We start from the raw sequence: 23,215 nt of genomic DNA, 5'->3' as shown, positions 1-23,215 counted from the left end.
ATCGCCAGACGGGACCGTATCGCCAAACGAGCAGGTCAAAGCCGTGCGCTAACGTGCGCTCCGCTAAGCTCCAAGCCCCGCCTTCACCATGCCAGCTGCGACTTTCTCGCCCGTCTGATGCATTTCCCGAGGGTTGGCGTAGGCGTTGGCCCGGTCTCGGCAGACGACCTGGATCTGCGGGTGGTTGGCCAGCCAGCCGGCGAGGGTGGCCGCTTCTCGGTCGGGTAGCAGGTCGATCGGACGACGGGTGGTGAGGTCGATGAGCACGGTGGCGTAGTGGCGGCCTCGGCGCAGGGCGAAGTCGTCCACGCCAAGCACGGTGGGGCGTGGTGTTTCCGGCTCGGGCAAGGCGCGTAGTCCCCGCAGGATGCTGCTGCGGCTGACGGTCCAGCCCAACCGGCTGGCCAGCCGGGCGCCGGCCCGGCCGGCCAGCGCCAACCCGATCCTCTCCAGCGACCGCTGCGACGGCGGACTGTGCCTGGCATATCTGCGGGTCAGGCCAGGGATCTGCTCAACAAACGTGCGCGCGGGGCACGCCGGAGTCTCGCAGAAGAACCGTCGCACCCGCAGCCGGATCTCCACCGGCTCGCCGGCCAACGCGGCGTCGGTCAACCGGCGCTCATAACGACTGTGAACCCGGCTGCCGTTGCAGCCGCATCTTCCACAGACTGCCCGACGGGCCCGCGATCGGGCCCATAACCGCAGACCACCAGCGCGACGCTCGATCCGGTCAACGCCCACGCCAGCCAGGTGCGGCAGCAGCACCGCGAGGTCAGCCAATCGCACGGCCGCCGACCTTACACAGTGGACCAAGCACCACAGGGGTCAGGACCGATCACGAAATTTGGGCCAGATCCAGATCCAGATCCCGTTTTCACGCGTCGCCGACACGTTGGTCGCGATAGGTGGTGGGAGTGTAACGTAAACGGTGGTAATCAGACAGAAAGGATGTTCTGATGGGAACCGTGACGAACACTCGCAGCGAGGTGGCGGTCGATGCGGCCGCCGGTGAGATGGCCAGCGGCGAGGACCTCCTCGCTCGGGTACTCGACGATGACACTGTGGCCGCGTTGGCGGCGCAGGCCCGGGGTCAGGGGGTGGCGCTGCTGGGCGAGGGTGGGCTGTTGCAGCGGTTGACGAAGCGGTTCCTGGAGGCCACGTTGGAAGGTGAGATGGATGCTCACCTGGGCCGGGGTCGGCACGAGCGTGGTGGTGACGGCAACGCCCGTAACGGCAGGCGGACCAAGACGTTGATCACGGATGTGGGGCCGGTGCCGGTCGGGGTGCCCCGGGACCGGGATGGCACGTTCACCCCGACGATCGTGGCCAAGCGGCAGCGCCGGTTCGGTGGGGTGGACAACCTGGTGATCTCGCTGACCGCGAAGGGTCTGACCACCGGGGAGGTGTGCGCGCACCTTCACGAGGTGTACGGCACCGAGGTGTCGAAGGAGACCATCTCGACCATCACCGACCGGGTCCTCGACTCGTTCGGCGAGTGGCAGGCCCGACCTCTCGACCCGGTCTATCCGGTGGTGTTCATCGACTGTATCCATGTGAAGATCCGCGACGGTCAGGTCGCGAACCGGCCCGTCTACGTCGCTTTGGCGGTCACCTGTGACGGCGGTCGGGACATCCTCGGCCTGTGGGCCGGCGATGGGGGTGAAGGCGCGAAGTATTGGCTGCGGGTGCTCACCGAGCTACGCAACCGTGGTGTGCGGGACGTGTGCATCGTGGTCTGCGACGGGCTGAAGGGCCTACCCGACGCGATCGCCGAGACCTGGCCTCAGGCGATCACCCAAACATGCATCGTTCACCTGCTCCGCAACACGTACAAGTACGCGTCGAAGGCGCACTGGGCCGAACTCGCCAAGGACCTCAAACCGGTCTACACCGCCTGTAGCGAGCAGGCCGCTCTCGACGCGTTCGCCGAGTTCAGCGGCAAGTGGGAGACCAAGTATCCGGCGATCATCCGACTCTGGACCAACGCCTGGGCGGAGATGGTGCCCTTCCTCGCCTTCGACCCCGAGATCCGCAAAATCGTGTGCACCACGGATGAAATCGTCAAGTCTTCGCTCGGGTTTTTGCCGGATTGTGTGGTTGCCAGTGCGCGACGAAGACCTCGTAGGCGCGTTCGGCCTGTTCGACGGCAGCGGTCTCGGCAGCGCGTCGTTGCTTGTCGTTGTAGGCCGCACCCGGGGTTCCGTGGTTGCCACGCCGTGAGGGTGCTCCGGTGGCGAGTTCGAGCTTGCGCCGCTTGTGCGCGACCAGGCCTGGGCGGGCGAAGGCGTAGTCCTGGTCCTTGGTCACCAAGTGCCAGGCCAGGGCGGTCATCTTCCGGGCGGTGGCGACCACAGCGGTCGGGAACCCGCGTCGTGCCTTGACGCGTTGGAAGAACGCGCGCAACGGTCCCGGGGCTCGGCTGGCGGACCAGGCAGCTTCGACCAGGACGCCACGCACGTGCGCCCGTCCGGCCTTGCTGATCCGGCCGTGCACCGGCGCAGAGTTCCCGGACTGACGCACCTTCGGGTTAAGCCCGACATAGGCGACGAGCTTGTCCGCGTCCCTGAACCGGGTGAAGTCACCCACCGCGGCGACGATCGAGATCGCCACGATCGCGTCGACGCCGGGAATGGTCATCAGCCGAGCGACGGCCGGGTCGGCGAACGCCTCGACTGCGAGTTCCTTATCCACGACGGCGAGTTCCTCACCGTGGAAGTCCAACTGCCGCAGCAGCGCCCGCACGCTGGAAGACTCGTCGGCTGGTAGCGGCTGTCGAGACAGCCAGTGCCGTCCGGTCTTGCCGAACAGGTCCGACACCGGCGGCGTCGGGACGAGATTGCGGGCCAGGATCGCGTGGACCTGGTTCTTGATCCTGGTGCGCTGGCGCACCAGGTGAGCGCGGCGGGTCACCTGCCGCCGCAGGCTACGGATCCGCTCGTCGGGCAGCCACACCGGCGGCAGGAAGTCCGCCGCCAGCAACTGCGCCAGAATCCGGGCGTCGACCTTGTCGGTCTTGACCTTCGCCTCCGCGATCGCCCGGGTCTTCGACGGGTTCGACACCACCACCCGGCCGACGACAGGGGTCAACAGGGTCGCGATCGCGTCGCTGTTACCCGTCGCTTCCAACGCGACCTGGTCATCAGCCCGTAGGCCGGCGGCCCACTGCCGCAGCGCTTCCGACGTCACGCCGATGCGGCCCTCGTCACGCACGAGGCCGTCCTCGACGACCGCCAGCTGCGCGAACTCGCGGTGCACGTCCATACCGATATAGCGGACCATCATCTGCTCCCTCCGCTGCTCGATCGGTGGGGAACCGCTGGGACGGAACGACACCTACGGATACGCGCTCGCAGCGCAGCCGGACCAGTCGCAGGGGCGGCCAACTACTAACACGGGCTCGCAGCCCATCGAGCAAGAACGGCCTGCCCATACGTGTTCCCCGAAGGCCCCTGTTCCGGACGGTCACACCGTATGCCCGACCAAGAGTGCCGGACCAGCGGAACACCACGCGGGCCTCCACCTGATTTCATACCGGGTACGAACGCGATCGAGTCGGTCAACGCCCGTATCCGCAAGGCCGTCCGCGCCCGCGGACACTTCCCGAACGAGGCCGCAGCACTCAAGTGCGTCTACATGGCGTTGATGAGCCTCGACCCCACCGGCACCGGACGCCGGCGGTGGACCATGCGCTGGAAGGCACCGTTGAACGCCTTCCAGCTCGCCTTCGATGGCCGGCTCACCCCGGCCAACGACTGACCACCTCAACAACCAAGATCAGCCGTTAACTTGACAGACCCCCGCCAGTGCAGGGAGCCGATGAGTCCGGCGAGTTTGACGGCTTCTGGGTAGGTCGCGGCGAACAGCCGGGAGGTGCTGAACGTGGTCTCCTCGTCGCCGAGCGGGATGAGTTCGGCGGCGCGTTCGTCCCAGTCGAGTCGGACGTCGTCGGGGTAGTGCGCGTCTTGGTTCCAGCGGTGCCCGCAGATGAGGAAGCCGGTGAGCACGGCGTCGTAGGTGGCGGCCGGGCCGAACCGGTGCAGCAGCCGCAGGTGCGCGCGTTGCGCAGCGACGATCGCGGGTAGTTCGTCGAGTGTGGGACAGGGTTGGTCGATCAGGTCAGGCGGCCCGATCCAGATGCGGTGGCGGACGCAGACGTAGCGGTGGTGCGGCAGCAGCAGTCGGATCGGGCCGCCGGGATGCCGGGCGGTGCATCGGGGGCAGCCGTGCTGTGGTTCGTGGCGGTAGGCCAGCCAGTTGGGTTCCGGGCGGCGGATCTCGATGAGCGCGCGGGTCAGTGCTCCTCGGGGATCCCGGTGACGGCTGCGAGCCGGTCAGCGGCGATGAACCGGGCTTGGCTCTCGGGTGTGCGGGGTCGGCTGACCTGCTGCCAGAGTTCGCCGAACGGCATGCCGTGGAGGGTGGCGAGCCTGGTGACGTAGGAGGCGGCGGTTTCGTGTTGGGCGGGCGCGACGGCGATGGGAAGGCGGGAGTGCATCAGGCACTGGCCTCGGCCGTCTTCGCCGGCGCAGAGGTGCGTTGCCTTGGGGCGGGTGGGGTGGCGCGTTGGGCGGCGTAGTCGACGGGGATCAGGTCGAGCAGTTCGCGGGTGATCTGTTCGGTGCCGTCCTCGATTGCCAGGATGGCCGCGCTGCGGACGAGCTGGGACAGACTGCCGATCATGCCGGAGGTGCGGCGGTATAGGTATTCGTCGAGGCTGACCAGCGTGCCGGCGCGGTGGTGGTGCAGCCGCAGCATCGTTTCGAGGGTGGAGACCAGCGAACGCCAGGCGGTGCGTTGCTCGCTGGTGCCGTAGGCGAACGGGGTGGAGGCGATCAGGGTGAACCGGCCGGCGATCTGTCGTCCGCGGACCCCGGCGAATAGGCCCTGGTCCTCGACGTCGATGCCGGCATAGACGAAGGTGGCCGGGAGCCGTTCAGCGAAGTATTTGAGCTGGTCGGACACTTCGGCGCCGGAGCGGGTGGCGATGTTGAGGTTGTGGATTTCGTCGACCAGGACCAGTTCGATGCCGGTGTGCGCGGCGGTGGCGCAGACCGCGTTGACGATGTCGGGCATGTTGGCCCGGGCGGAGAACTCTAGGCCGTAGAAGCGGGCGAACTCGACGGCGAGCATCTTCGCTGTCGCGGCCGGCGGGACGGTGACATAGGCGACCGGCAGCCGGTGCCGTCCGGCGGGGTGTCGACGGCGGACGGCGCGTTCGTGGGTGCGGCCGAGCTGGGTCAGCGCGGTGGTCTTGCCGGTGCCGGATGCGCCGGACAGGATGAGGCCGCGCCGGGCGGAGACCTGCTTGCGGTTGAGCTGGACCAGCAGTCGACCGGTGCCGAGCACTTGGCGGATGGTCGGGGTGTTTGCCAGCGGCAGTTCGGCGTGGTATTCACGGCGGGCCTCGTCGTGCTCGGCCCGCTGCCGGCCGGTCAGCGCGAACTGCTGTTCAGCGGTGAGAACAGCGGCCGGTTCGGGCTGGTAGTCCACGAACCGGCGCCATCCTTCCTTGGTGGTCAGCGGGTCGTCGGGGTCCCGGACGTCATTGTCGAGTGCGGGTGTCATATCCACCTCTCGGCTTCGGTCTCGACGTCGAACACCCCGAACGGGATGATCTCGGCATCCGGGCGGTCGCTCTCGTTGACGGCCGGCGCGGCAGCGGGTTCGGGGAGGGTAGGCCGGTGGCCGGCCTGCCCGGCGCGGGTCCGCGCGGTGATCCGGGCGCTCGCCCGGTCCGGGCGCTCAGCGCGGGTCAGCAGCTCGTCGAGGACTCGGGCGACGTCGGTCTCGGTGGCACCTGTGCCGGCCAGCCTGCGGGCGTGACGCCAGGTGAAGTCGGCGAACGGTGCGGACACCATGGGCAGGTGCGTCCAGGCGGCGGTGATCCAACCGTCCGGGGTGCGCACGTGGACCTGGGAGACGTCGTAGGGGTCGTAGTGAACCTCCCACCGGCCCCGTTTGGCGATCACTCCGGAGTGCTGGTGCCGGTAAGGGCCGAGCGCGGCGGTGTTGTAGGTGCGGTTGCCGATCTGGATGCCCTCGTCGGTGATGCGCCGCCACTCGACCGGCAGAAGTTCCAGGTAGTCCTCGCCTGACAAGGTCAGCGGCAGATAGCCGGCCGCGGCGACCAGCGCGGCGTATTTCTCGTTCGGAGTGACCTGGGTTCCGCAGCTCCGCGTCGATATGGTCTGCGAATCTGGGCTGTGAGCTGGGCAAACGCCGGTTGGCCCGGTGACATGGCGTGTCACTAGGCGATGGTGTTGTTGCAGGTCAGGTGGTTGCGGGTGTCGCGTCGAAGATGCGGGGCGGGTCGGTGATCTTCAGCTTCGCGAGCAGGGCCTTCTGGGGTTGGGAGAGCTCGGTGCGCTGGGCGAAGGTCCCGGCGGGGCCGGTGAACACGCCGAGGTGCAGCCGGTCGATGTCGGTGCGGATGCTGGTCCAGGTGCGGCCGGTTTCGGTCTCGGCGACGCGGATCAGCAGCAGGGCCAGCCAGCAGAGCAGGATGTGGGCGCGGATGCGGTCCTCGCGGCGGTGGAACACCGGCCGCAGGTCGAGAGTGGTCTTCATGTCGCGCCAGCCGCGTTCGACTTCGAGGAGTTGCTTGTAGCCCAGGGCGATGTCCTCGGCCGACAGTGTCGGGTCCGAGCAGCGCAGCAGGTATTTGCCGTCCAGCCTCTGTTCGGTCTTGATCTTCGCGTGGTCGATGCGGAGCAGACCTTTCGGGGTGACGCGCAGGAACCGGTTCAGGCCGGGCTTGGTCGAGATCACGCCGCGTAGCTCGGCTCGCTTGGTGGCCGACAGCGTGTCGGAGCCGTCGATCAGGTCGGTGAGCTGGGCGATCAGCCGCTGGCGGATGGCGGCGTCCCGGTCGGCGGCCTCAGGGTTGTAGCAGATGACGAACCGGTCGTCGGTGTCGATGTTGACCTCTTTGACCTGCAGGTTCTCTGCGACGCATGCGTAGCGGCCCTGCCTGGCGAGGGCGGCGTCGGCGTCAGCGGTGCCGGCGCGTAGCTTCTCGCCGAGGATGTAGTGCCCGCCGCCCTGTTGCAGGAAGCGGCGGTTCTCGGCGGAGGCGAAGCCGCGGTCGGCGACCCAGACGACCCGGGCCAGGTTCCACTCGCGCATGTCGGTCTTGACCTGCCGGATCAGGGCGGAGTCGCCGGTGTTGCCGGGCCAGCACCACACCCTTACGGGGATGCCGGTGCGGGTGACGGCCATCCCGACCACGACCTGGGGCAGATCGTCGCGGGAGTCCTTGCTCTTGCCGTGGCTGCGGAACCCGGCCTGTTTGACCGCGGCGGGATTGTCGGCGTCGACCGGCTTGCCCTTGTCGTCGCGCCAGACGAGGTCGTCGGCCTCGTCGAGTTCGAAGTAGGTGCTGGTGGTGTCGAAGAACAGCAAATCGACTTCGAGGTTGAGCAGGTCGGCGAGCTGGTCGTAGACACCGCGGGTCAACGCGGGCTCGACGGCGATGAGCTGGTCCATGGCCCGGTAGCAGGCGTCGTCGGTGACGTGCGCAAGGCCGGGCAGGTGCACGTCCTGGCAGATCCACTCGGCGGCGGCCAGCTTGCTCGACGGGGCCAGGGCCCGGTTCGCGACCAGCCCGAACAGCACCCGTTCGACGTCGACCTCGCGCCGGGCCGAGCCGACCAGCGGCCGCAGGACGGTGTCGATACGCAGTCGGCGCCACAGTCCGTCGAGTAGCCACGCCCCGCCCAGCGGCCGGGACTCGGTGAACGACAACCCGGCCGGTGCGGCAGCGGCGAGGGCGTCGGCCGGGTCCAGCAGCCGCGACAACGCGTCCACGAGGCGACGGATACCGGCCACGTCGAGCTGGTCGGCGCGGCCGAACGAGTACAGCACCCGGGTCTTGGACGCCTTCGTGGCCGGATCCCACTCGTTGTGGGCCAGTTGCAGGTAGCGGATCGTCTGCCCGTCGCGGGTCTTGCGTGTCGACGCCTTCACGTACACGAGGCACGACCGTACACCGACTATGTCCCCAGGCATAGATCAGCAGCTCAGCGAAGTCATCCACAGGCAGGCGTGTCACTAGGCGCTTTCGCGGTTCCCGCCAGGTCGCAACGCCCTGACCTGCACCTTCACGCCGCGACGCCGACTATATCGACGCGGAGCTGCGGAACGCAGGAGTGAGCATCCGGCGCGGCTGGTGCGGGTCGCGTAGCGCCTCGTGCGGGCGGTGCTGCCAGCCGACGATGAGCCATTCGTCGAGCAGATCCTGGAGTTCGCCGATGGTCCATTCGCCCGTGACGTCGCGGCCGCGCATCGTCGGGTTCCCGCCGGTGTAGCCGGCAACGTGCTGTGCGAACAGCGTCTTGACCGCGCTGTTGGTGGCCTCGACGACGCCCTTGTCGGTCGGGGTGCCCTTCCGAGCCGGTTGGACGGAGATCCCGAGCCGGTTGCAGGCCCGGGAAAAGGTGTCCGAGACGAACACCCTGCCATGGTCGATGACGATCTGGTCCGGGACGATCACCGGCCGGGCCGCAGCCTCTCGCATCCGGGTGTCGATATCGACGAGCCGGGCGTGCGGCATCCGCGACGCCGACATTCGTAACGCGTTCGCCCAGCCGGGCCGCATCGGCTCAGGGACCAGCATCTTGGCCAGCAGCAGCGCCGCGTCAACCGCCTTCGTGTCGACCGGGCGCAGCACCGCGGCGCAGATCGTGCGGGTCGCGACGTCAACCGCGATGGTCAGATCCGCGCGGACCGGCAGGCCGTCGTCGAGGACCACCATCACGTCGATCGAGGTCGAGTCGATCTGGACCTGCTCGCCCGGCCGGGCAGCGAAGGTCGGGGTGAACAGCCCGCCCGGACGGTTCGCCATCTGTCGGCGTGTCACCGCCGACCCGAACGTGTGCTTGCCCTGCGAAAACCGATCGATCAGCTCGTAGAAGGCCGTGCGGCCTGGCAACGGAACCACCCCAGGCCCGTGGATTTCCTCCACGCGTTTGACCACCCGGTGTATCAGTCGTGACCGAGTGCCGGTCGACGCGTCCGTCTGCTCGGCGATGACCTCCCGGACCGCCCCGACCAGCCGCGCGTCCGTCCTGCCAAGACCCTCCAGCGTCCGCGCGGTGCGCTGGTCGACTAGGCCCCACAGTCCTTGCTCGGCGTAACGGGCCCGCCAGGATTGGATGGTGCGGACGCCGATACCCAGCTCAGCGGCCTTTGCCGCGTCCCGTTCGTTCAGCGTGGTCCGGCCCGGGTCGAACTGTGGCCTCGGTTGTGTCCCGGCCGGTGCGCCGGCCGGCAGGCCCGTCTCGACCTCGACGATGTGCAGCTCCCGCTGCTGCGCCGCAGCGAGCGCCTGCTGCGGTAACGCGTCCAGCAGCCCGAACTGATCGATCACCGGCCCGGACTCGGCGTCGAGGACTACGAAGCCGGGCGAAGCGATGAGGTGGCCGGCCAGCACGAGCTGCTCACCGGCGTCCGAACGCAACCGCACCATCGTGCCCGACAGCCCCACCACCTGATGCTCTCCGCCGTCGAAGCTGACCCGGTCACCCGGGCGCAGCACCGGCCAGCCCGCCATCAGCAGCTTCCCTGCGCGGTCGTCACGATCGTGTCCGGGTGCAGCGGCGCCGTCAGATCCGTCCGGAGCTCGTGCCGCCAAAGCAGATGGAACAAAGCCGGCAGCGCCGCGATCGGATCACCCACCGCCTCCGCACCCGCCATCAAGCGCCCAGGCTGCGTGAACACTTACCGAAGCCGGGCGGCGACGGCGGGCAGGTCATGGCGCGGATGCCGGTAACCCGCCAGCCAGCGAACGTTGCGCGTGACGATCACGTCCGTCGCCCCGGCCACCTGGTAGCGCCAGCCGACCTGTTCACACGCCTCAGCCGTCGCGGCGAACGCGGCCGCGTCCCGCGGCTTGATCCGCTCGACCGGCCGGCAATCAAGGACCAGTGCTCCCCCGTCGGCCAGTCGGGCGAAGTAGTCCGGCGCGTGCGACCGGGCCTTGCCCTGCTCAGTCGTCCAGAACAGCCAGAACGGCTGCGACGCCACCGCAACCACGACCGGGTCGAAGTCGAGCAGCATCAGGTGATCGCGCTCCAGCCACGATTCGTAGCCGACATGCCCGCCCATGGTCGCCGACCACCATCGGCCCGGGAGATGCCTCTGCCCCTTGTACTGGGGAAACACCCGCGCGGGCCGGCACGACTCGAACCGGATCCCCCACGCGTCCGCCACTCCCATCCGGTGCTCGGCGCCGTCCTCGGTCAGGTAGCCGACCTCAAATCCGCACCCGACGCTGCTCACCTCACCGACAACGGGCCGCAGCGTCGGCTCAGCCATGCCCGGCCCCTGTCTCGATCGAGGACGGCTTGCCGGTCCGCAACCCCAGCAGACCCTCAAGTTCACGAGCTACCGGCTGGCAGCGGCGGTAGTCGTTGCGAGGCCACACTGTCGGACCGTCCTGACGCACCAGCGTCGCCACCAGATGAACGTGATCATCGGCGTGACGCACCGCTACCCACCGCACCGACGCCCGATCACCGGCCGGCGCCAACCCGACCCCGTCGGCGAACACGACGGCGATCTGCGCCCACTGCTGGTCCGGCAGCAGCGGATCATCCCGGTGATTGTGGATCGAGCAATGCCACGCGGGCTTGTCCGGCGGGTTGTTGCCAGCAAGGACCGGTTGTTCCAGGAGCGTGGCAAGCCGGGCGACCGAGAAGCTGCCACCGGCCGTCGGCGGCTGAAGCTCGGCAACCCCGCCGATCGCTGCGGTCTCCCACACCGCAACCAAGCGCTGGTCGTGATGCTCGCCGTTCTCACCCAGGCCGAACAAGTAGCGCAACACCTCGCGGACACTCGCGCTGCGCGGCCGCACCCGCGGAATCACGCCGAGACCCGTCTCAGCAGGCCGTGTAGCCGCTCAGCGACCCTGTCAAGGCGCTCGACTGCCTCCCGCAGCGGCCCCTCGGAGCCGCCTGCGACCGACCGCGCCGCGCCTACCAGAGCAGCGCGAGCGGCGAACACCTCCCGCTGCACCCGGGCCAGCTCGGCCCGCGTGGCTCCGGCGGCGCCGCCTTGGGTATCCGCCCGGGCCGCCGCGACCGCTACCTCTCCCGCGTACCCGGTCGGAGTCAAACCCGCCCGGCGTGCCGCCGCAGAAATCTCACGCATCTCCTCGTCCGCCAGCCGGACGTTCAGGCAGTTCGACCGTCCGGCCGGCATCCGCGCCCGGTTCCGGGCCGGCACCACCGCCCTGGCACCCGTCGGAGAATCGACGCTCACACCACGGCATCCTGCTCTCCACCGACACCGTTTTCCGGCACCAACTCGGCGCGTACGGGTGACTCGCAACCTGTTCCGGACGGCTCGCAAGATCACTCGCAAACTTTCCCGGACACTCGCAGGATTCACGCGGAAGCGACAAAAGGATATGCCCCTTTTGGGCTGGGCAGAGCGGCGACAATCGATTAGAATGTGTGTACTAAAACGGCTTCTGAACTGGGAGGACAGCCGTGCCAGAGTCCGTCGCCACCGCGCCTACTGCCGCCCCCCTCCCCTACGCCACCCTGCTCGCCTTCACCCGTTACGTCGACCGCACCGGCCCGGCCAAGGCGACGTTCGTCGGCGGCCTCCGCAAGCAACGCGCGAGCCGCTCGGGCTTCAACCCGCATGGGCAGCTCGTCAAGGCGCTCAAGACCGACATCGCCTTCCGGACCGGCGGCCGCCACCTGGCGGAGATCGCCGGGGTGGTCAAGCCGCGCTGGCGCCCGCTCTACGAGGCGCTGGTCCCGGGCGCGATCAGCTACCTGCACTCGCTCGGCGACCTGTCGGCGGTCGAGCTCGCCCAGACCCACGACGCGCTCGGGATGGTCGGTGACCTGCCGGTGAAGGTCAACCCGCACCTCGGTCTGCGCTACGACGACGGCCGGCGGGAGGCCGTCCGGCTGCACTTCGACGAGCAGCCGCCGAGCCAGGAGGCACTGCTGGCCACCCTGCACCTGATGGGCCGGCAGATGGACCAGGTGCTGCCCGGTGCCGAGCCGGTGCTCGTCGACGTCCGCCGGGGGGTGACCCACCACCCCGATCCCGCCGTCCGCTCCGACCAGGTAGCGCGCTGGCTGGCCGGCGAGGCCGCCGCCTTCGCCGCCATCTGGTCCACCGCCGCCTGACAGCAGCGGCAAACGCGGACGGGACGCAGAGGACGGGCCCCCCGGACGCGACCGCACTACGTGCGGGAACGAGTGGCCTCCCCGCGCTGGAAGGCCACTCGTTCCCAGATCGAGCGCGATCTTCCCGCCGCGGGGCGGGCGGATCGCGGGGTTCGGTCAGACGGTCAGGGACCAGGTGTCGAGGCGGCCGGCGTACGGGGCCGCCGCGTCCTGCACCCGCAGCCGCCAACTGCCGTTGCGGGCCTCGGCCGACAGGTTCACCAGGTAGACCGCGTTGATCGGTGACCCGCCGACGACCCGGTTACGCAGCAGGTAGGAGCTACCGTCCGGGGCGACCAGCCGCAGTACCAGGTCGCCGACCCGGCCGTGCGAGATCCGTACGGCGACTGCGCTGGTCGTCGAGGCGTTCCCCGAACAGCCACTGAGGACGATCGGGCTCTGCACCGTGCCGAGGTCCGGGATGGCCAGGGCCGTGGTGTTGCTACCGGCGCAGGCGGTCGGCGTACCGGCCGTCAGGTTCAGCGTCCAGGTGTCGATCCAGCCGACGTCCGCGTACGCCATGTCCTGCACCCGCAGCCGCCACCGGCCGCTCGCCGTCTCGCTGGACAGGTTGACCCGGAAGGTCTGGTCGATGTTGTCCGCGCCGCCGCCCGTCCGGTTGTGCAGCAGGTACGCGCTGCCGTCCGGCGCCACCAGGTGCACCACCAGGTCACCGCGGTACGTGTGCAGGATCCGCACCCGGACCGTGCTCGACGCCGACGCCCGGCCCGGGCAGCCGGTGATGGTCACCCCGCTCTCCACACTGGACATGTCCGGGATCTCGACGTCGGCGCTGTTCGTGCCGGTACAGCCGGCGGGGTTCGTGACGGTCAGGGTGTACGGCGCGACCCTGGTGGCGTACGGGCCGGTGCCGGTGATCGTCAGCCGGTAGCTGCCCGGCACCGCCGCCGAGCCGACCCGGATCGTCAACACCGACGACCTGCCGGCGACGACCGAGGCCGAGCTGAACGTGGCGGTGACCCCCCTGGGCAGTCCGGCGACGGTCAGCGCGACCGTCTGGGCCGAACCGGCCGTGACCCGGGTGCTCACCGTCGCCTTGACCGTGCCGCCCGGACCGGCCGAGCCACCGCCCGGGGCGACCGTGAGGGTGAAGTCGGACGTGGGTACGCCGGCGACGTGCAGCAGGATGTTCGGCGAGCCGGGACCGGGATCGGTGACCAGGCCGGGTGTGCCGCCGCCGACCAGTACGTCGCGCACCTGCTGCGGGGTGTACGACGGGTTCTGCGCCAGCACGAGCGCGGCGGCGCCGGCCACGTGTGGCGAGGCCATCGAGGTGCCGTCCGCCGGCCCGCTGGAGGTGTCGCTGTCGATGGTGGACGAGACGATCGCCACCCCTGGGGCGAAGATGTCGACGCAGGTGCCGTAGTTGGAGAAGGTGGCCCGGGCGTCGGTACGGCCGGGGCCGCCCGGGAAGCCGCCGGTGGCGGCCACGGTGATCGCGGCGGGGACGCTCGCCGGTGAGCTGCCGCAGGCGTCGACGCTCGCGTTGCCGGCCGCGACGGCGTAACTGACGCCGTCGGCGATCGAGTTCGCCACCGCCGTGTTGGCCGCGCTGTTCGCCGGCCCGCCGAGGCTCATGTTCGCCACCGCGCGCTCGCCGGGGTCGTGGTCGCCGGTGACCCAGTCGACGCCGGCGATCACCTGCGCGTAGCTGCCGCTGCCGCTGCAGTCCAGTACCCGTACCGCGACCAGGGTCACGCCCTTGGCGACCCCGTACTCGGCGCCGCCGACGGTGCCGGCGACGTGCGTGCCGTGCCCTTGGCAGTCGTCGGCGGATCCGCCGTCGATCGCGTCGAAGCCGGAGACCGCCCGACCGCCGAAGGTGCTGTGGGTGAGCCGGATGCCGGTGTCGATGACGTAGGCCCGGACCCCGCTGCCGGTGTTCGGGTAGGTGTAGCTGTCGTCAAGCGCCAGCGGGCGCCGGTCGAGCCGGTCGAGGCCCCAGGAGGGGGTCGGGGTCTGCGTACCGGTGAGCCGGACCCGGTGGTTCTGTTCGACGTACGCCACGGACGGGTCGGTGCTGAGCCGCCGGGCCGCCTCGGCGGAGCCGGTGAACTCGAAGCCGCGCAGCGCGTGCCGGTAGGTGCGGGCCACCTTTCCGCCGGCCCGGTCTGCGAGTACGCCGGCCCGGTCGGTCACCGAGTCGGCGCTGACGGACGCCTCCTTGAGGACCACCAGATAGCTTCCGCTGATCGCGGTGGCGCCGCCGGAGTTTCGGATCGTACCGCCGGCCGGTGCCGCGGCCGCCGGTGCCGCCGCCGTGCCGAGCAGCCCGGCGGTTACCGCGACGACCAGGGCGAATCTTCCCGCCCGGCGGTGACCTGATGTGCTGGCAATTTCCATCGCCATTCTTCTCCCCTCCTGCCGGTGGCCGGGGCCCGCGCGACGGTGCCGCGACGCCGCCCCGGGAAACGGCTAACAGGACACTACGAGGAGTATCTGAATACTGGCGGACAGTAACCGACACCGGTGCAGTCGGCATCTGGACCGGGAGGGCCGTTACCTGACCAGGATCTCTCGACTATCGGCGGAGCGTGAGGATCAGGTCGGCGACCAGCGCGGTCCAGCCGGTCTGGTGCCAGGCACCCAGACCGGCTCCGTTGTCGCCGTGGAAGTACTCCGGAAAGGCGAGCAGGTCCTTCCAGTCCGGATGGGTCTGGAAGAGTTCGGCGATCCCGTAGATCGGGCGGCGCCCCCAGGCGTCCGGCACGAAGAGCGCGATCAGCCGGGCGGAGAGGTCGTCGGCGATCTCGGTCAGGGTGTGCTTGCTCCCGGACCGGGTCGGATACTCGACCAGCAGGTCGTCGCCGAAGAACGCCGCGTGGTCCCGGAGTGCGGAGATCAGCATGAAGTTGGTCGGCATCCAGATCGGGCCACGCCAGTTCGAGTTGCCGCCGAAGAGCCCGGAGGTCGATTCGGCCGGCTCGTAGCCGACGGTGAACTCCTGCCCACCCAACTCCACCGCGAACGGCTGGTCCAGGTGCCGGCGGGAGAGCGTACGCAGCCCGTACGGGGAGAGGAACTCCTCCTCGTCCAGCATCCGGGCGAGCAGCCGGACCACCTGGTCCGGGCCGACCATGGAGAGCAGGCGCTGCTGCCGCCCGTCGACCCCGAGCCGGCGACCGCCGATCACCCGGGCGTACTCCGGCTTGTTGGCCAGGAACCAGCGCAGCCGGGCGGTCAGCTCGGGCAGCCGGTTCAGCGTCACGGTGGTCAGCCGGGTGATCGCGGCCAGCGGCAGCAGCCCGACCACCGACCGCACCTTGAGCGGTCGGCTGGTCCCGTCCGGCAGCCGCAGCACGTCGTAGAAGAAGCAGTCCTCCTCGTCCCAGAGGCCCTGGTCGTAGGCGGCCGCCGCGATGTACGCGAAGTGCTCGAAGAACTTCGTCGCGATGTCCGAGTACGTCGGGTCGTGCACCGCCAGGATCAGCGCCATGTCCAGCAGGTTGAGCGCGTACATGGCCATCCAGCCGGTACCGTCGGACTGCTCCAGCACCCCGGCGACCGGCAGCGCGGCCGAGCGGTCGAACGGGCCGACGTTGTCCAGCCCGAGGAAGCCACCCTCGAAGACGTTGTTGCCGCCGACATCCTTGCGGTTGACCCACCAGGTGAAGTTCAACAGCAGCTTGTGCATCATCCGGGCCAGGAAGTCGAAGTCCCGACCACCGTCGATCTCGAAGACCTTCAGCGCCGCCCAGGCGTGCACCGGCGGGTTCACGTCGCCGAACGCCCACTCGTACGCCGGGATCTGCCCGTTCGGGTGCAGGTACCACTCACGGAGCAGCAACAGCAGTTGCGCCTTGGCGAAGCCGGGGTCGACCCGGGCGATGGTCACGCAGTGGAAGGCCAGGTCCCAGGCGGCGTACCAGGGATACTCCCAGGGGTCCGGCATCGAGATGACGTCGAAGCTGTTCATGTGCCGCCAGGAGCTGTTCCGGCCGAACCGGCGCCCGTCCGGCGGGGGTGCGGCGGCCGGGTCGCCGGTCAGCCACTGCTGCACGTCGAAGTGGTAGAACTGCTTGCCCCACATCAGCCCGGCGATCGCCTGCCGGACGACCAGCGCCTCCTGCGCGGAGGCGCCGCCCGGAATGAGCCGGCCGAAGAACTCGTCCGCCTCGGCGCGCCGGGTCGCCAGCACCGCGTCGTGCTCCGCCCCGAGGTCGAGCGGGGGCGCGGGCTCGCTGGCCGGCGGCGGGGCGGTCCGGGTGAGCCGAAGCTTGATCACCATCTCGCCCCGGGCCGGTACGTCCAGCACGTAGTGCAGCGCCCCCTTGGTGCCCTCGCCGGCCGGGTTGACCGTGTCCGCGCCGTGCACCACGTGGTCGTTGATGCCGTCCTTCGGGTAGGCGCTGCGCCCCGGCAGCCCCCAAAGTCGTTCGGTGTTGGTCTCGTTGTCACAGACCAGCGCGGCCGGGCCGCCGTCGCCCTCCAGCACCAACTGGCCGAGCACCCAGTGCTCGCCGACCAGCCGGCCCGGGCTGCCGACCAGCCTCGGCACCTGGTCCCGGCCGGGCAGCCCCCAGGACCAGGTGTTGCGGAACCAGAGCGTGGGCAGCACGTGCAGGGTGGCCGGCTTCGCTCCCCGGTTCGCCACGGAGATCGAGACGCACATGTCGGTCGGGGACGCCTTCGCGTAGTCGACGGTCACCGCCCAGTACCGGTCGTCGTCGAAGATCCCGGTGTCGATTAGTTCGTACTCCGGCTCCTCCCGGCCGCGCGCGGCGTTGACCGCGACCAGCTCGTCGTAGGGGAAGGCGGCCTGCGGGTAGTGGTAGCGCCAGCGCATGAAGGAGTGCGTGGGGGTGGAGTCCAGGTACCACCAGTAGTCCTTGACGTCCTCGCCGTGGTTGCCGCCGTCGCCGCCGAGCCCGAACATTCGCTCCTTGAGGATCGGGTCCGCGCCGTTCCAGAGCGCCAGGCCGAAGCAGAAGGTCTGCCACTCGTCGCAGATCCCGGCCATCCCGTCCTCGTTCCACCGGTAGGTCCGGGACCGGGCGTGGTCGTGCGGGAAGTAGTCCCAGGCGGTGCCGTGCTCGCTGTAGTCTTCCCGGACCGTCCCCCAGGCCCGCTCGGCGAGGTACGGCCCCCAGGCCCGCCACGGCTCCTGGCCGGCGTCGGCCTCGGCCAGCCGGGCACGCTCCGGATCCAGCTCGGCACGCCCCGGATCCAGTCCGGTCCGCCCCGCGTCCCGGGCACGCCCCGGGGACCCGCTGCCGGCGCTGCGCCGACCGGTGTCCCTCCCGTCGTCCATCCGACCCCCGCCCGTCATCCGACCGATCCCGGTCGTCCTTCCGATCATTGTGATCGGTCCCGGCACACCCGGCCAACGATCGCGGTGACCGTCACCACGGCCGGTGTGCCGGGGCACCGGAACGGGCATCATGGGCGCCATGCTGCCGATCGAGTTCGGGCCACGGGTCTGCGGTCACCTGGACACGGGCGTCGACCGGGAGTGGCTGGTCCCGGACGGCCTGGGCGGGTACGCGATGGGCACGGTCAGCGGGCTGCGCACCCGGCGGTACCACGGGTTGCTGATGGTGGCCGGGGAGACCCCGGCGGCCCGCCGGCTCGGGCTGGTCAGCCTGGACCCCGAGCTGATCCTGCCCTCCGGTGCGGTGGTCCGGCTCGGCGCGCACGAGTGGCGCTCCGGCGCCGTCGACCCGACCGGCTTCGCGCTGCTGGAACGCTTCGACCTGGTCGACGGGCTGCCGCGCTGGCGGTGGCGGATCGGTGACCTGGTGCTGGAGCGCGAGCTGGCGATGAGGTACGGCCGGTCCTGTCTGGCGGTCCGGCACCGGCTGGTCGCCGGCGGCCCGGCCCGGCTCAGCCTGGCCGCCGTGGTGACCTGGCGGGACGGCCACGGCGAGCGGCGCTCGGACGGGCCCGCGCCGAGAATCGCGCCGGTGGCCGGCGGCGCGGTGGTCGAGGAGGCGTTCCGGCTGGCCGGGCCGGGCTGGTCGGCCGAGGGCCAGTGGTGGCACGGGGTGCACCATCGGGAGGAGGCGGCCCGGGGACTCGCCCCGGACGAGGACCTCTGGTGTGCGGGCCGGTTCGGCGGGGCGCTCGACCGGCCCGGGGAGAGCGTCTCGGTGCTCGCCTGGGCCGGGGACCTGGCCGAGGAGCCGCCGCCGGCCGACGAGCTGATCGAGGCGGCCCGGCGGCGCAACCGCCGGGTGGTGGCGACCGGGCGGCCGGCGGACGGGGTGGCGGCGAGGCTCACCCTGGCCGCCGACGCGTTCGTGGTCCGCACCGGCAGCGGTCCGGACGTGGTGGCCGGCTACCCGTGGTTCGGCGCCTGGTCCCGGGACACCATGATCGCCTACGAGGGGCTGTTCCTCGGCACCGGCCGGGCGGACGAGGGCCGGGAGCTGCTCCGGGCGTACGCGGGGACGCTCTCCGAGGGCATGCTGGCGAACACCGCCGACACCGGGCGGGTGGAGTACAACACCGTGGACGGGACGCTGTGGTTCCTGCACGCGGTGGCCCGGCACGTGGCGGTCGCCGGGGACACCGACCTCGGCGCCGAGCTGCTGCCGGCACTGCGCGCGGTGGTCGAGCACCACCTGCGGGGCACCCGGTACGGCATCGTGGCGGATCCGACCGACGGGCTGCTCACCCAGGACAGCCCCGGGGCGGCACTGACCTGGATGGACGCCCGGGTCGACGGCGAACCGGTGACCCGGCGGGCGGGCAAGCCGGTCGAGGTGAACGCACTCTGGGTCAACGGGCTCGCGGCGGTCACCGAACTGGCCGGGCTGCTCGGCCAGGACGCCGGGTCGGCCCGGGTCGCGCACGCCAGGGCCCGGGCGGCGTTCCGGCGCCGCTTCCCGGCGCCGAACGGCTGGCTGTACGACGTGCTCGACGCCCCGCCGCCGGGCGATCCGGATGCCGCCGACGGCCGGCGGCACGACGACCTGCTCCGACCCAACCAACTCCTCGGCTGGTCGCTGCCGTACGCGCCGCTCGACCCGGATCCGGTGGTGCTGCGGCGGATCGGCGCGGCCCTGCTCACCCCGCTCGGCCCGCGCAGCCTCGCGCCGGACAGCCCCGGCTACCGACCACGGCACCGGGGCGGCCCGGCCGAGCGGGACTCCGGCTACCACCAGGGCACCGTCTGGCCCTGGCTGACCGGCCCGTACGCCGACGCCTGTCGTCGAGCCGGACTGCCGGTGGCGGGGTTGTTCACCGGGCTGGCGGCGCACCTGCCCGAGTACGGCCTGGGCTCGGTGAGCGAGACCGCCGACGCCGAACCGCCGCACGGGGCCACCGGGGCACCGTTCCAGGCCTGGTCGGTGGCGGAACTCCTTCGGGTACGGCGGGACTGACCGAGCGGCGTTACCGGCCCGAGCGGCCCCGCCTTCGCCGGTTTCCCGGCAGCGGCGGCCCCGGCTGCTGATCCGGCGCCGGTCCGGCGACACGCCGGGGTCCCCGCGTCAGCACCGCTTGTCCCGGGCCGCCGCACCGTCCGGAGTACCCGTTCGCGGGTCGGCGGCGCACCCGGGCTGACCTGGCCGAAAACCCGAAGCAGACCCGCGTTTGACCGCACCGGAGCGAGCCGGTGAAGTAGACCGTGACGTGGCTGACACCAATGTGGATCAAACGGTGATTGCCTCGTGATCCCCGGTTTGGCACAGTGTCGCCAGCCGTATGGGATGTACCCCGGGGAGGATGCACAACGATGATGGGACCATCCCATGCGCTGTCCGGCGCCGCGGTCTGGTTGGCCGGATCCTGGGGACTGGACTACTTCGCCGGCTACGAGCAGTCGCCGCTGGCGATCGCGGTCGGTACGGCGGTCTGCGCGGGCGGGGCACTCTTTCCCGACCTCGACATGTCCGGCAAGGTCACGAAGAACCAGGGCGGTGCGACCGTCGCCCGGACCTTCGGCGTGGTCTCGCTCTTCTTCGCCGAGGTGATGGAGAAGATTTCCCTCGGTGTCTACCACGCGACGAAGCTGAGCAAGGATCCGCACCGGAACAACGGCCACCGTACGCTGACCCACACCCTGCCGTTCACCGTCCTGGTCGGCTGGGGTACCACCGCGCTCTGCACCGCCTACGGCAAGTGGGCGGTGATCGGCATCCTCTTCTTCATGATCGGTCTGGCGTTGCGCGGTCTCTTCGACGAGTGGGCGAAGCGGGCCGGCTGGGTGATCGTGACCCTGGTGTCGCTGGCGGCGGCCTACTTCACCTTCCTGCACCTGCCCGGTGACCGGGGCTATCCGATGCTCGGGCTGGCGGTCGGGGTCGGCTGCTTCGTACACATCATGGGCGACATCATCACCAGCAACGGGGTGCCGATCCTCTGGCCTATCCCGATCAAGCGTCGGATGTGGATGATGATCGGCATCCCGAACAAGATCGCCGTCAAGGTGGGCGGCAAGGTGGAGACGGTCGTGCTGCGTGGCGCCTTCACGGTGATCTCGATTCTCTCCGCGGTCGGCCTGGTCGCCCCCTCCGTACTCCGGCGCTTCAACATCGAGGTCTGACCCCGGCGGTAGCCCGCCGGGGTCAGACGGCGACCCGCTGGGCCGGCACCGGGACGGTCAGCCCCCAGGCGGCGAGCAGTTCCGGAGTGTTCGCCCGGCTGCCGTCCGCCACCGTGTCACAGGCGATGTCGACGATCTCGTCCTTGTGCGCCATCAGGTACGGACGGGCGCCGACGTCGGCGTTCGCCAACGCGGCGATCCCGGCCCAGTGCCGGCGGCCGAAGAGCATGGGATAGCCGCGCAACCCGTCGTAGGTGGCGCAGACCAGGGCATCCGGGTAGGGCAGCGCCGCCACCCGGCGTACCGCCGCCTCGGTCAGTCCCGGCATGTCCACCGGAACCACCACCACCGCCTCGATCCGCCGGTCCGGTACGGCGTCCAGGCCGAGCCGGATCGACGAGCCGATCCCGGTACCCCAGGAGCGGTTGACCACCACCGTCGCTCCGGTGAGGTCGGCGGTGGCCCGTACCTGTTCGGCCGCGGCTCCGAGGACCACGACCAGTGGCCCGCAGCCCGCCGCACGCATCGTGTCGAGCACCTGGTTCACCAGGGGTCGCTCCCCCTGGTGCAGCAACGCCTCCGGGCCGCCGATCCGGCGTCCCCCGCCCGCGGCGATGATCATTCCTGCGATCCGACTCAGCACTGTCACCTTCCGCCCGTCGCGCGACCCCCGCCGCGCGCACAACGGTCCCAACGATCGGACGCCACCCAGGTATCGGCACTAATCGGACCATTTCGCAACTATGCCGCATTTGCATAAGAGTCCACCACCGAGACGTCGAGCGGGAACCGCACCGGAGTCTCGCCGAAGAGCAGCCGCCCGGCCTGCGTCGCCGCCTCGTGCACCAGGGCGGTCACCTGGGCGGCCAGCTCCGCCGGGCAGTGCACCAGCACCTCGTCGTGCTGGAAGAAGACCAGCTCGGGCCGGCCCGCCCCCGGCCCGTCGCCGAGCCCGGCCAACCCGTTGCGCAGCCCGGCGAGCAGGGTCAGCGCCCACTCCGCCGCCGTCGCCTGGACGACGAAGTTGCGGGTGAACCGGCCCCGGGCCCGAGCGGCGGCCCGGGCCCGGGGACCGAACGGGTCGATGCCGGCCGACTCCACCACCGGCCCCTCCCCCTCCTCCGACTCCCGCACCGAGACCGAGGCGGGTGGACAGGTCCGCCCCAGCCAGGACCGGACCAGCCCGCCGCCCTCGCCGGCCCGAGCCGCCGCCTCGACGTACTCGAAGGCGGTCGGATAGCTGCGCCGCAACACCGCCAGCGCCGGGATCGCCTCGCCGCCGGTCTGGCCGTACATCGCACCGAGCAGGGCCAGCTTGGCCCGGGCCCGGTCACCGCCGAAGCTCTCCCGGGCCAGCGCCGTGTAGAGGTCACCCGCACCACCGGCGGCGGCCAGCCGGGCGTCCCCGGAGATCGCCGCCAGCACCCTCGGCTCCAACTGGCCCGCGTCGGCGACCACGAACCGCCAGCCGGGATCGGCCAGCACCGCCCGCCGGATCACCTTCGGGATCTGCAACGCGCCGCCGCCCCGGGTCGCCCACCGCCCGGAGACCACGCCGGCCGGCACGTATTCCGGACGGAACCGGCCGTCCCGGACCCAGGCGTCCCGCCAGGCCCAGCCGTGCGCCGTCCATATCCGGTAGAGCTCCTTGTATTCGAGGAGCAGCGGAACCGCCGGATGGTCGACCCCGCGCAGCACCCAGGCCCGGGTGCTGGGCAGGTCGTGGCCGGCCCGGGCGAAGGCCCGGAGCAGCTCGGCGGGCGACTCGGCGTGCAGTTGGCGTACCCCGAAGGCGGCGGCGATCCGCGCGGACAGCTCGGCCAGCCGGCGCGGCGGCCCGCCCACCGGCGACGGCTCGCCGAGCAGGTCGACCAGGAGCGCGTCGTGCACGTCGGCCCGCCACGGCAGCCCCGTCGCGCTCATCTCGGCGGCGATCAGCGCCCCCGCCGACTCGGCCGCGACCAGCAGCCGGAACCGCCCGGGATGCGGCGCCGCCGCGATCCGGGCCTGCTGGTCGGCGTAGACCCGGACCAGCGCGTCGAGGCCGAGCGGCGGCGGCCCGGAGACCACCTCGAAGAGTGCGGCCTGCGCCGCTCCGGGCGGCGCGGCGGCCCGGGGCGGCGGATCGGCCGGCACCGGCGCGCCGGTCAGCCGGGCCCACGCGGCGGCCAGGCCGCGCGGCTCTCCCCAGCGCCCGTCCCGGCCGAGCAGCAGCGCCTCGGTCAGCTCGACGTCGTGGCAGCGCTCCACCCGGTGCCCCTGGCGCAGCAGCCCGGGATAGATCGCGGCGGTGGAGGCCCAGACCCAGCGGGGCGGATCCCCCTGAACCTGGGCGGCCTCCCGGCCGGCGACCGCCGCGCCGAGGTCGGCGACCCGCTCGGCCGGTCCGGCGGGGCGGCCGTCCGGATGCAACGGCTGGAGCAAACCCCCCTCGCCGTCCTCGTCCCGGACCACCGCCACCAGCACGGAGACGATTCTGCCCGCACCTACCGACATCCCCGGTGGCCGCCACTCGCGGCCG

19 protein-coding genes and 2 pseudogenes are annotated in these 23,215 nt (G+C 70.8%); 5 read left to right on the top strand and 16 right to left on the bottom strand.

The features are described 5' to 3' along the window. Positions 1–63: 63 nt before the first annotated feature. On the bottom strand, positions 64–741 hold the full coding sequence (locus tag ABNF97_RS29840; RefSeq protein ID WP_349340565.1) for an ISL3 family transposase: 678 nt from the start codon (positions 739–741) through the stop codon (positions 64–66). A gap of 272 nt (positions 742–1,013) precedes the next feature. Between ABNF97_RS29840 and ABNF97_RS29835 the strand changes: the two are divergent. Further along, a pseudogene (locus ABNF97_RS29835) lies at positions 1,014–2,060 on the top strand (IS256 family transposase); the annotation flags it as partial. 1 nt (position 2,061) lies between these two features. On the opposite strand, the gene ABNF97_RS29830 reads toward ABNF97_RS29835, so the two are convergent. Further along, the gene (locus tag ABNF97_RS29830) at positions 2,062–3,282 is read right to left on the bottom strand and encodes an IS110 family RNA-guided transposase (protein ID WP_207230562.1); all 1,221 of its coding nucleotides are present in this window, start codon (positions 3,280–3,282) and stop codon (positions 2,062–2,064) included. A 255-nt stretch (positions 3,283–3,537) separates the two neighbouring features. On the opposite strand from ABNF97_RS29830, the pseudogene ABNF97_RS29825 reads away from it, so the two are divergent. Beyond that, positions 3,538–3,756: pseudogene (locus ABNF97_RS29825) on the top strand (transposase); the annotation flags it as partial. Between the two features lie 5 nt (positions 3,757–3,761). Here ABNF97_RS29825 and ABNF97_RS29820 read toward each other — a convergent pair. From ABNF97_RS29820 to ABNF97_RS29775, 10 genes are all read right to left on the bottom strand, one after another. Further along, positions 3,762–4,004, bottom strand: a complete 243-nt coding sequence (locus ABNF97_RS29820; protein WP_349340561.1) for a hypothetical protein — start codon at positions 4,002–4,004, stop codon at positions 3,762–3,764. Positions 4,005–4,291: 287 nt separating this feature from the next. Continuing rightward, positions 4,292–4,495, bottom strand: coding sequence for a TniQ family protein (locus tag ABNF97_RS29815; protein ID WP_349340560.1), 204 nt, complete (start codon positions 4,493–4,495; stop codon positions 4,292–4,294). Continuing rightward, positions 4,495–5,565 (bottom strand): TniB family NTP-binding protein, encoded by a 1,071-nt coding sequence (locus ABNF97_RS29810; RefSeq protein WP_349340559.1) that lies wholly within the window; start codon positions 5,563–5,565, stop codon positions 4,495–4,497. Before ABNF97_RS29810 ends, ABNF97_RS29815 begins: the two co-directional genes overlap by 1 nt. Next, on the bottom strand, positions 5,562–6,098 hold the full coding sequence (locus tag ABNF97_RS29805) for a Mu transposase C-terminal domain-containing protein (RefSeq protein ID WP_349340558.1): 537 nt from the start codon (positions 6,096–6,098) through the stop codon (positions 5,562–5,564). The genes ABNF97_RS29810 and ABNF97_RS29805 overlap by 4 nt, the downstream gene beginning before the upstream one ends. 172 nt (positions 6,099–6,270) lie before the next feature. Beyond that, complete coding sequence (locus tag ABNF97_RS29800) at positions 6,271–7,971, bottom strand: IS1634 family transposase (protein WP_502930564.1); 1,701 nt, start codon at positions 7,969–7,971, stop codon at positions 6,271–6,273. 145 nt (positions 7,972–8,116) lie between these two features. Beyond that, a complete protein-coding gene (locus tag ABNF97_RS29795) occupies positions 8,117–9,550 on the bottom strand; it encodes a TnsB C-terminal domain-containing protein (RefSeq protein ID WP_349340556.1) in 1,434 nt (477 codons plus the stop codon). After that, the gene (locus ABNF97_RS29790) at positions 9,550–9,696 is read right to left on the bottom strand and encodes a hypothetical protein (RefSeq protein ID WP_349340555.1); all 147 of its coding nucleotides are present in this window, start codon (positions 9,694–9,696) and stop codon (positions 9,550–9,552) included. Before ABNF97_RS29790 ends, ABNF97_RS29795 begins: the two co-directional genes overlap by 1 nt. Positions 9,697–9,717: 21 nt before the next feature. Continuing rightward, a complete protein-coding gene (locus ABNF97_RS29785) occupies positions 9,718–10,314 on the bottom strand; it encodes a TnsA-like heteromeric transposase endonuclease subunit (RefSeq protein WP_349340554.1) in 597 nt (198 codons plus the stop codon). After that, the gene (locus ABNF97_RS29780) at positions 10,307–10,822 is read right to left on the bottom strand and encodes a relaxase/mobilization nuclease domain-containing protein (protein WP_349340553.1); all 516 of its coding nucleotides are present in this window, start codon (positions 10,820–10,822) and stop codon (positions 10,307–10,309) included. Before ABNF97_RS29780 ends, ABNF97_RS29785 begins: the two co-directional genes overlap by 8 nt. A gap of 38 nt (positions 10,823–10,860) precedes the next feature. After that, positions 10,861–11,259, bottom strand: a complete 399-nt coding sequence (locus ABNF97_RS29775) for a hypothetical protein (protein WP_349340552.1) — start codon at positions 11,257–11,259, stop codon at positions 10,861–10,863. A 230-nt stretch (positions 11,260–11,489) separates the two neighbouring features. Between ABNF97_RS29775 and ABNF97_RS29770 the strand changes: the two genes are divergently transcribed. Continuing rightward, positions 11,490–12,146 carry a hypothetical protein gene (locus ABNF97_RS29770; protein ID WP_349340551.1) on the top strand — a complete coding sequence of 219 codons (657 nt, stop codon included), beginning with the start codon at positions 11,490–11,492 and terminating at the stop codon, positions 12,144–12,146. Positions 12,147–12,302: 156 nt separating this feature from the next. Here the strand turns inward: ABNF97_RS29770 and ABNF97_RS29765 are convergent, their stop codons facing one another. Both ABNF97_RS29765 and ABNF97_RS29760 read right to left on the bottom strand, forming a co-directional pair. Further along, complete coding sequence (locus ABNF97_RS29765) at positions 12,303–14,549, bottom strand: S8 family serine peptidase (RefSeq protein WP_349340564.1); 2,247 nt, start codon at positions 14,547–14,549, stop codon at positions 12,303–12,305. Between the two features lie 178 nt (positions 14,550–14,727). Next, on the bottom strand, positions 14,728–17,475 hold the full coding sequence (locus tag ABNF97_RS29760; protein WP_349340550.1) for an MGH1-like glycoside hydrolase domain-containing protein: 2,748 nt from the start codon (positions 17,473–17,475) through the stop codon (positions 14,728–14,730). A gap of 121 nt (positions 17,476–17,596) precedes the next feature. Here ABNF97_RS29760 and ABNF97_RS29755 point away from each other — a divergent pair, with 121 nt between their 5' ends. Both ABNF97_RS29755 and ABNF97_RS29750 read left to right on the top strand, forming a co-directional pair. After that, on the top strand, positions 17,597–19,531 hold the full coding sequence (locus ABNF97_RS29755) for an amylo-alpha-1,6-glucosidase (protein ID WP_349340549.1): 1,935 nt from the start codon (positions 17,597–17,599) through the stop codon (positions 19,529–19,531). 353 nt (positions 19,532–19,884) lie between these two features. Then, positions 19,885–20,694 carry a metal-dependent hydrolase gene (locus tag ABNF97_RS29750; RefSeq protein WP_130460429.1) on the top strand — a complete coding sequence of 270 codons (810 nt, stop codon included), beginning with the start codon at positions 19,885–19,887 and terminating at the stop codon, positions 20,692–20,694. 22 nt (positions 20,695–20,716) lie between these two features. Here the strand turns inward: ABNF97_RS29750 and ABNF97_RS29745 are convergent, their stop codons facing one another. Together ABNF97_RS29745 and ABNF97_RS29740 are read right to left on the bottom strand one after the other, a co-directional pair. Beyond that, complete coding sequence (locus ABNF97_RS29745) at positions 20,717–21,316, bottom strand: NTP transferase domain-containing protein (protein ID WP_130460430.1); 600 nt, start codon at positions 21,314–21,316, stop codon at positions 20,717–20,719. Between the two features lie 119 nt (positions 21,317–21,435). Continuing rightward, complete coding sequence (locus ABNF97_RS29740) at positions 21,436–23,190, bottom strand: bifunctional 3'-5' exonuclease/DNA polymerase (RefSeq protein ID WP_349340563.1); 1,755 nt, start codon at positions 23,188–23,190, stop codon at positions 21,436–21,438. Positions 23,191–23,215 lie beyond the last annotated feature (25 nt).

This window comes from Plantactinospora sp. B6F1 (genome assembly GCF_040120695.1).
In the GTDB taxonomy this organism is placed as follows: domain Bacteria; phylum Actinomycetota; class Actinomycetes; order Mycobacteriales; family Micromonosporaceae; genus Plantactinospora.
This window is presented reverse-complemented; position numbering and strand designations above follow the sequence as displayed.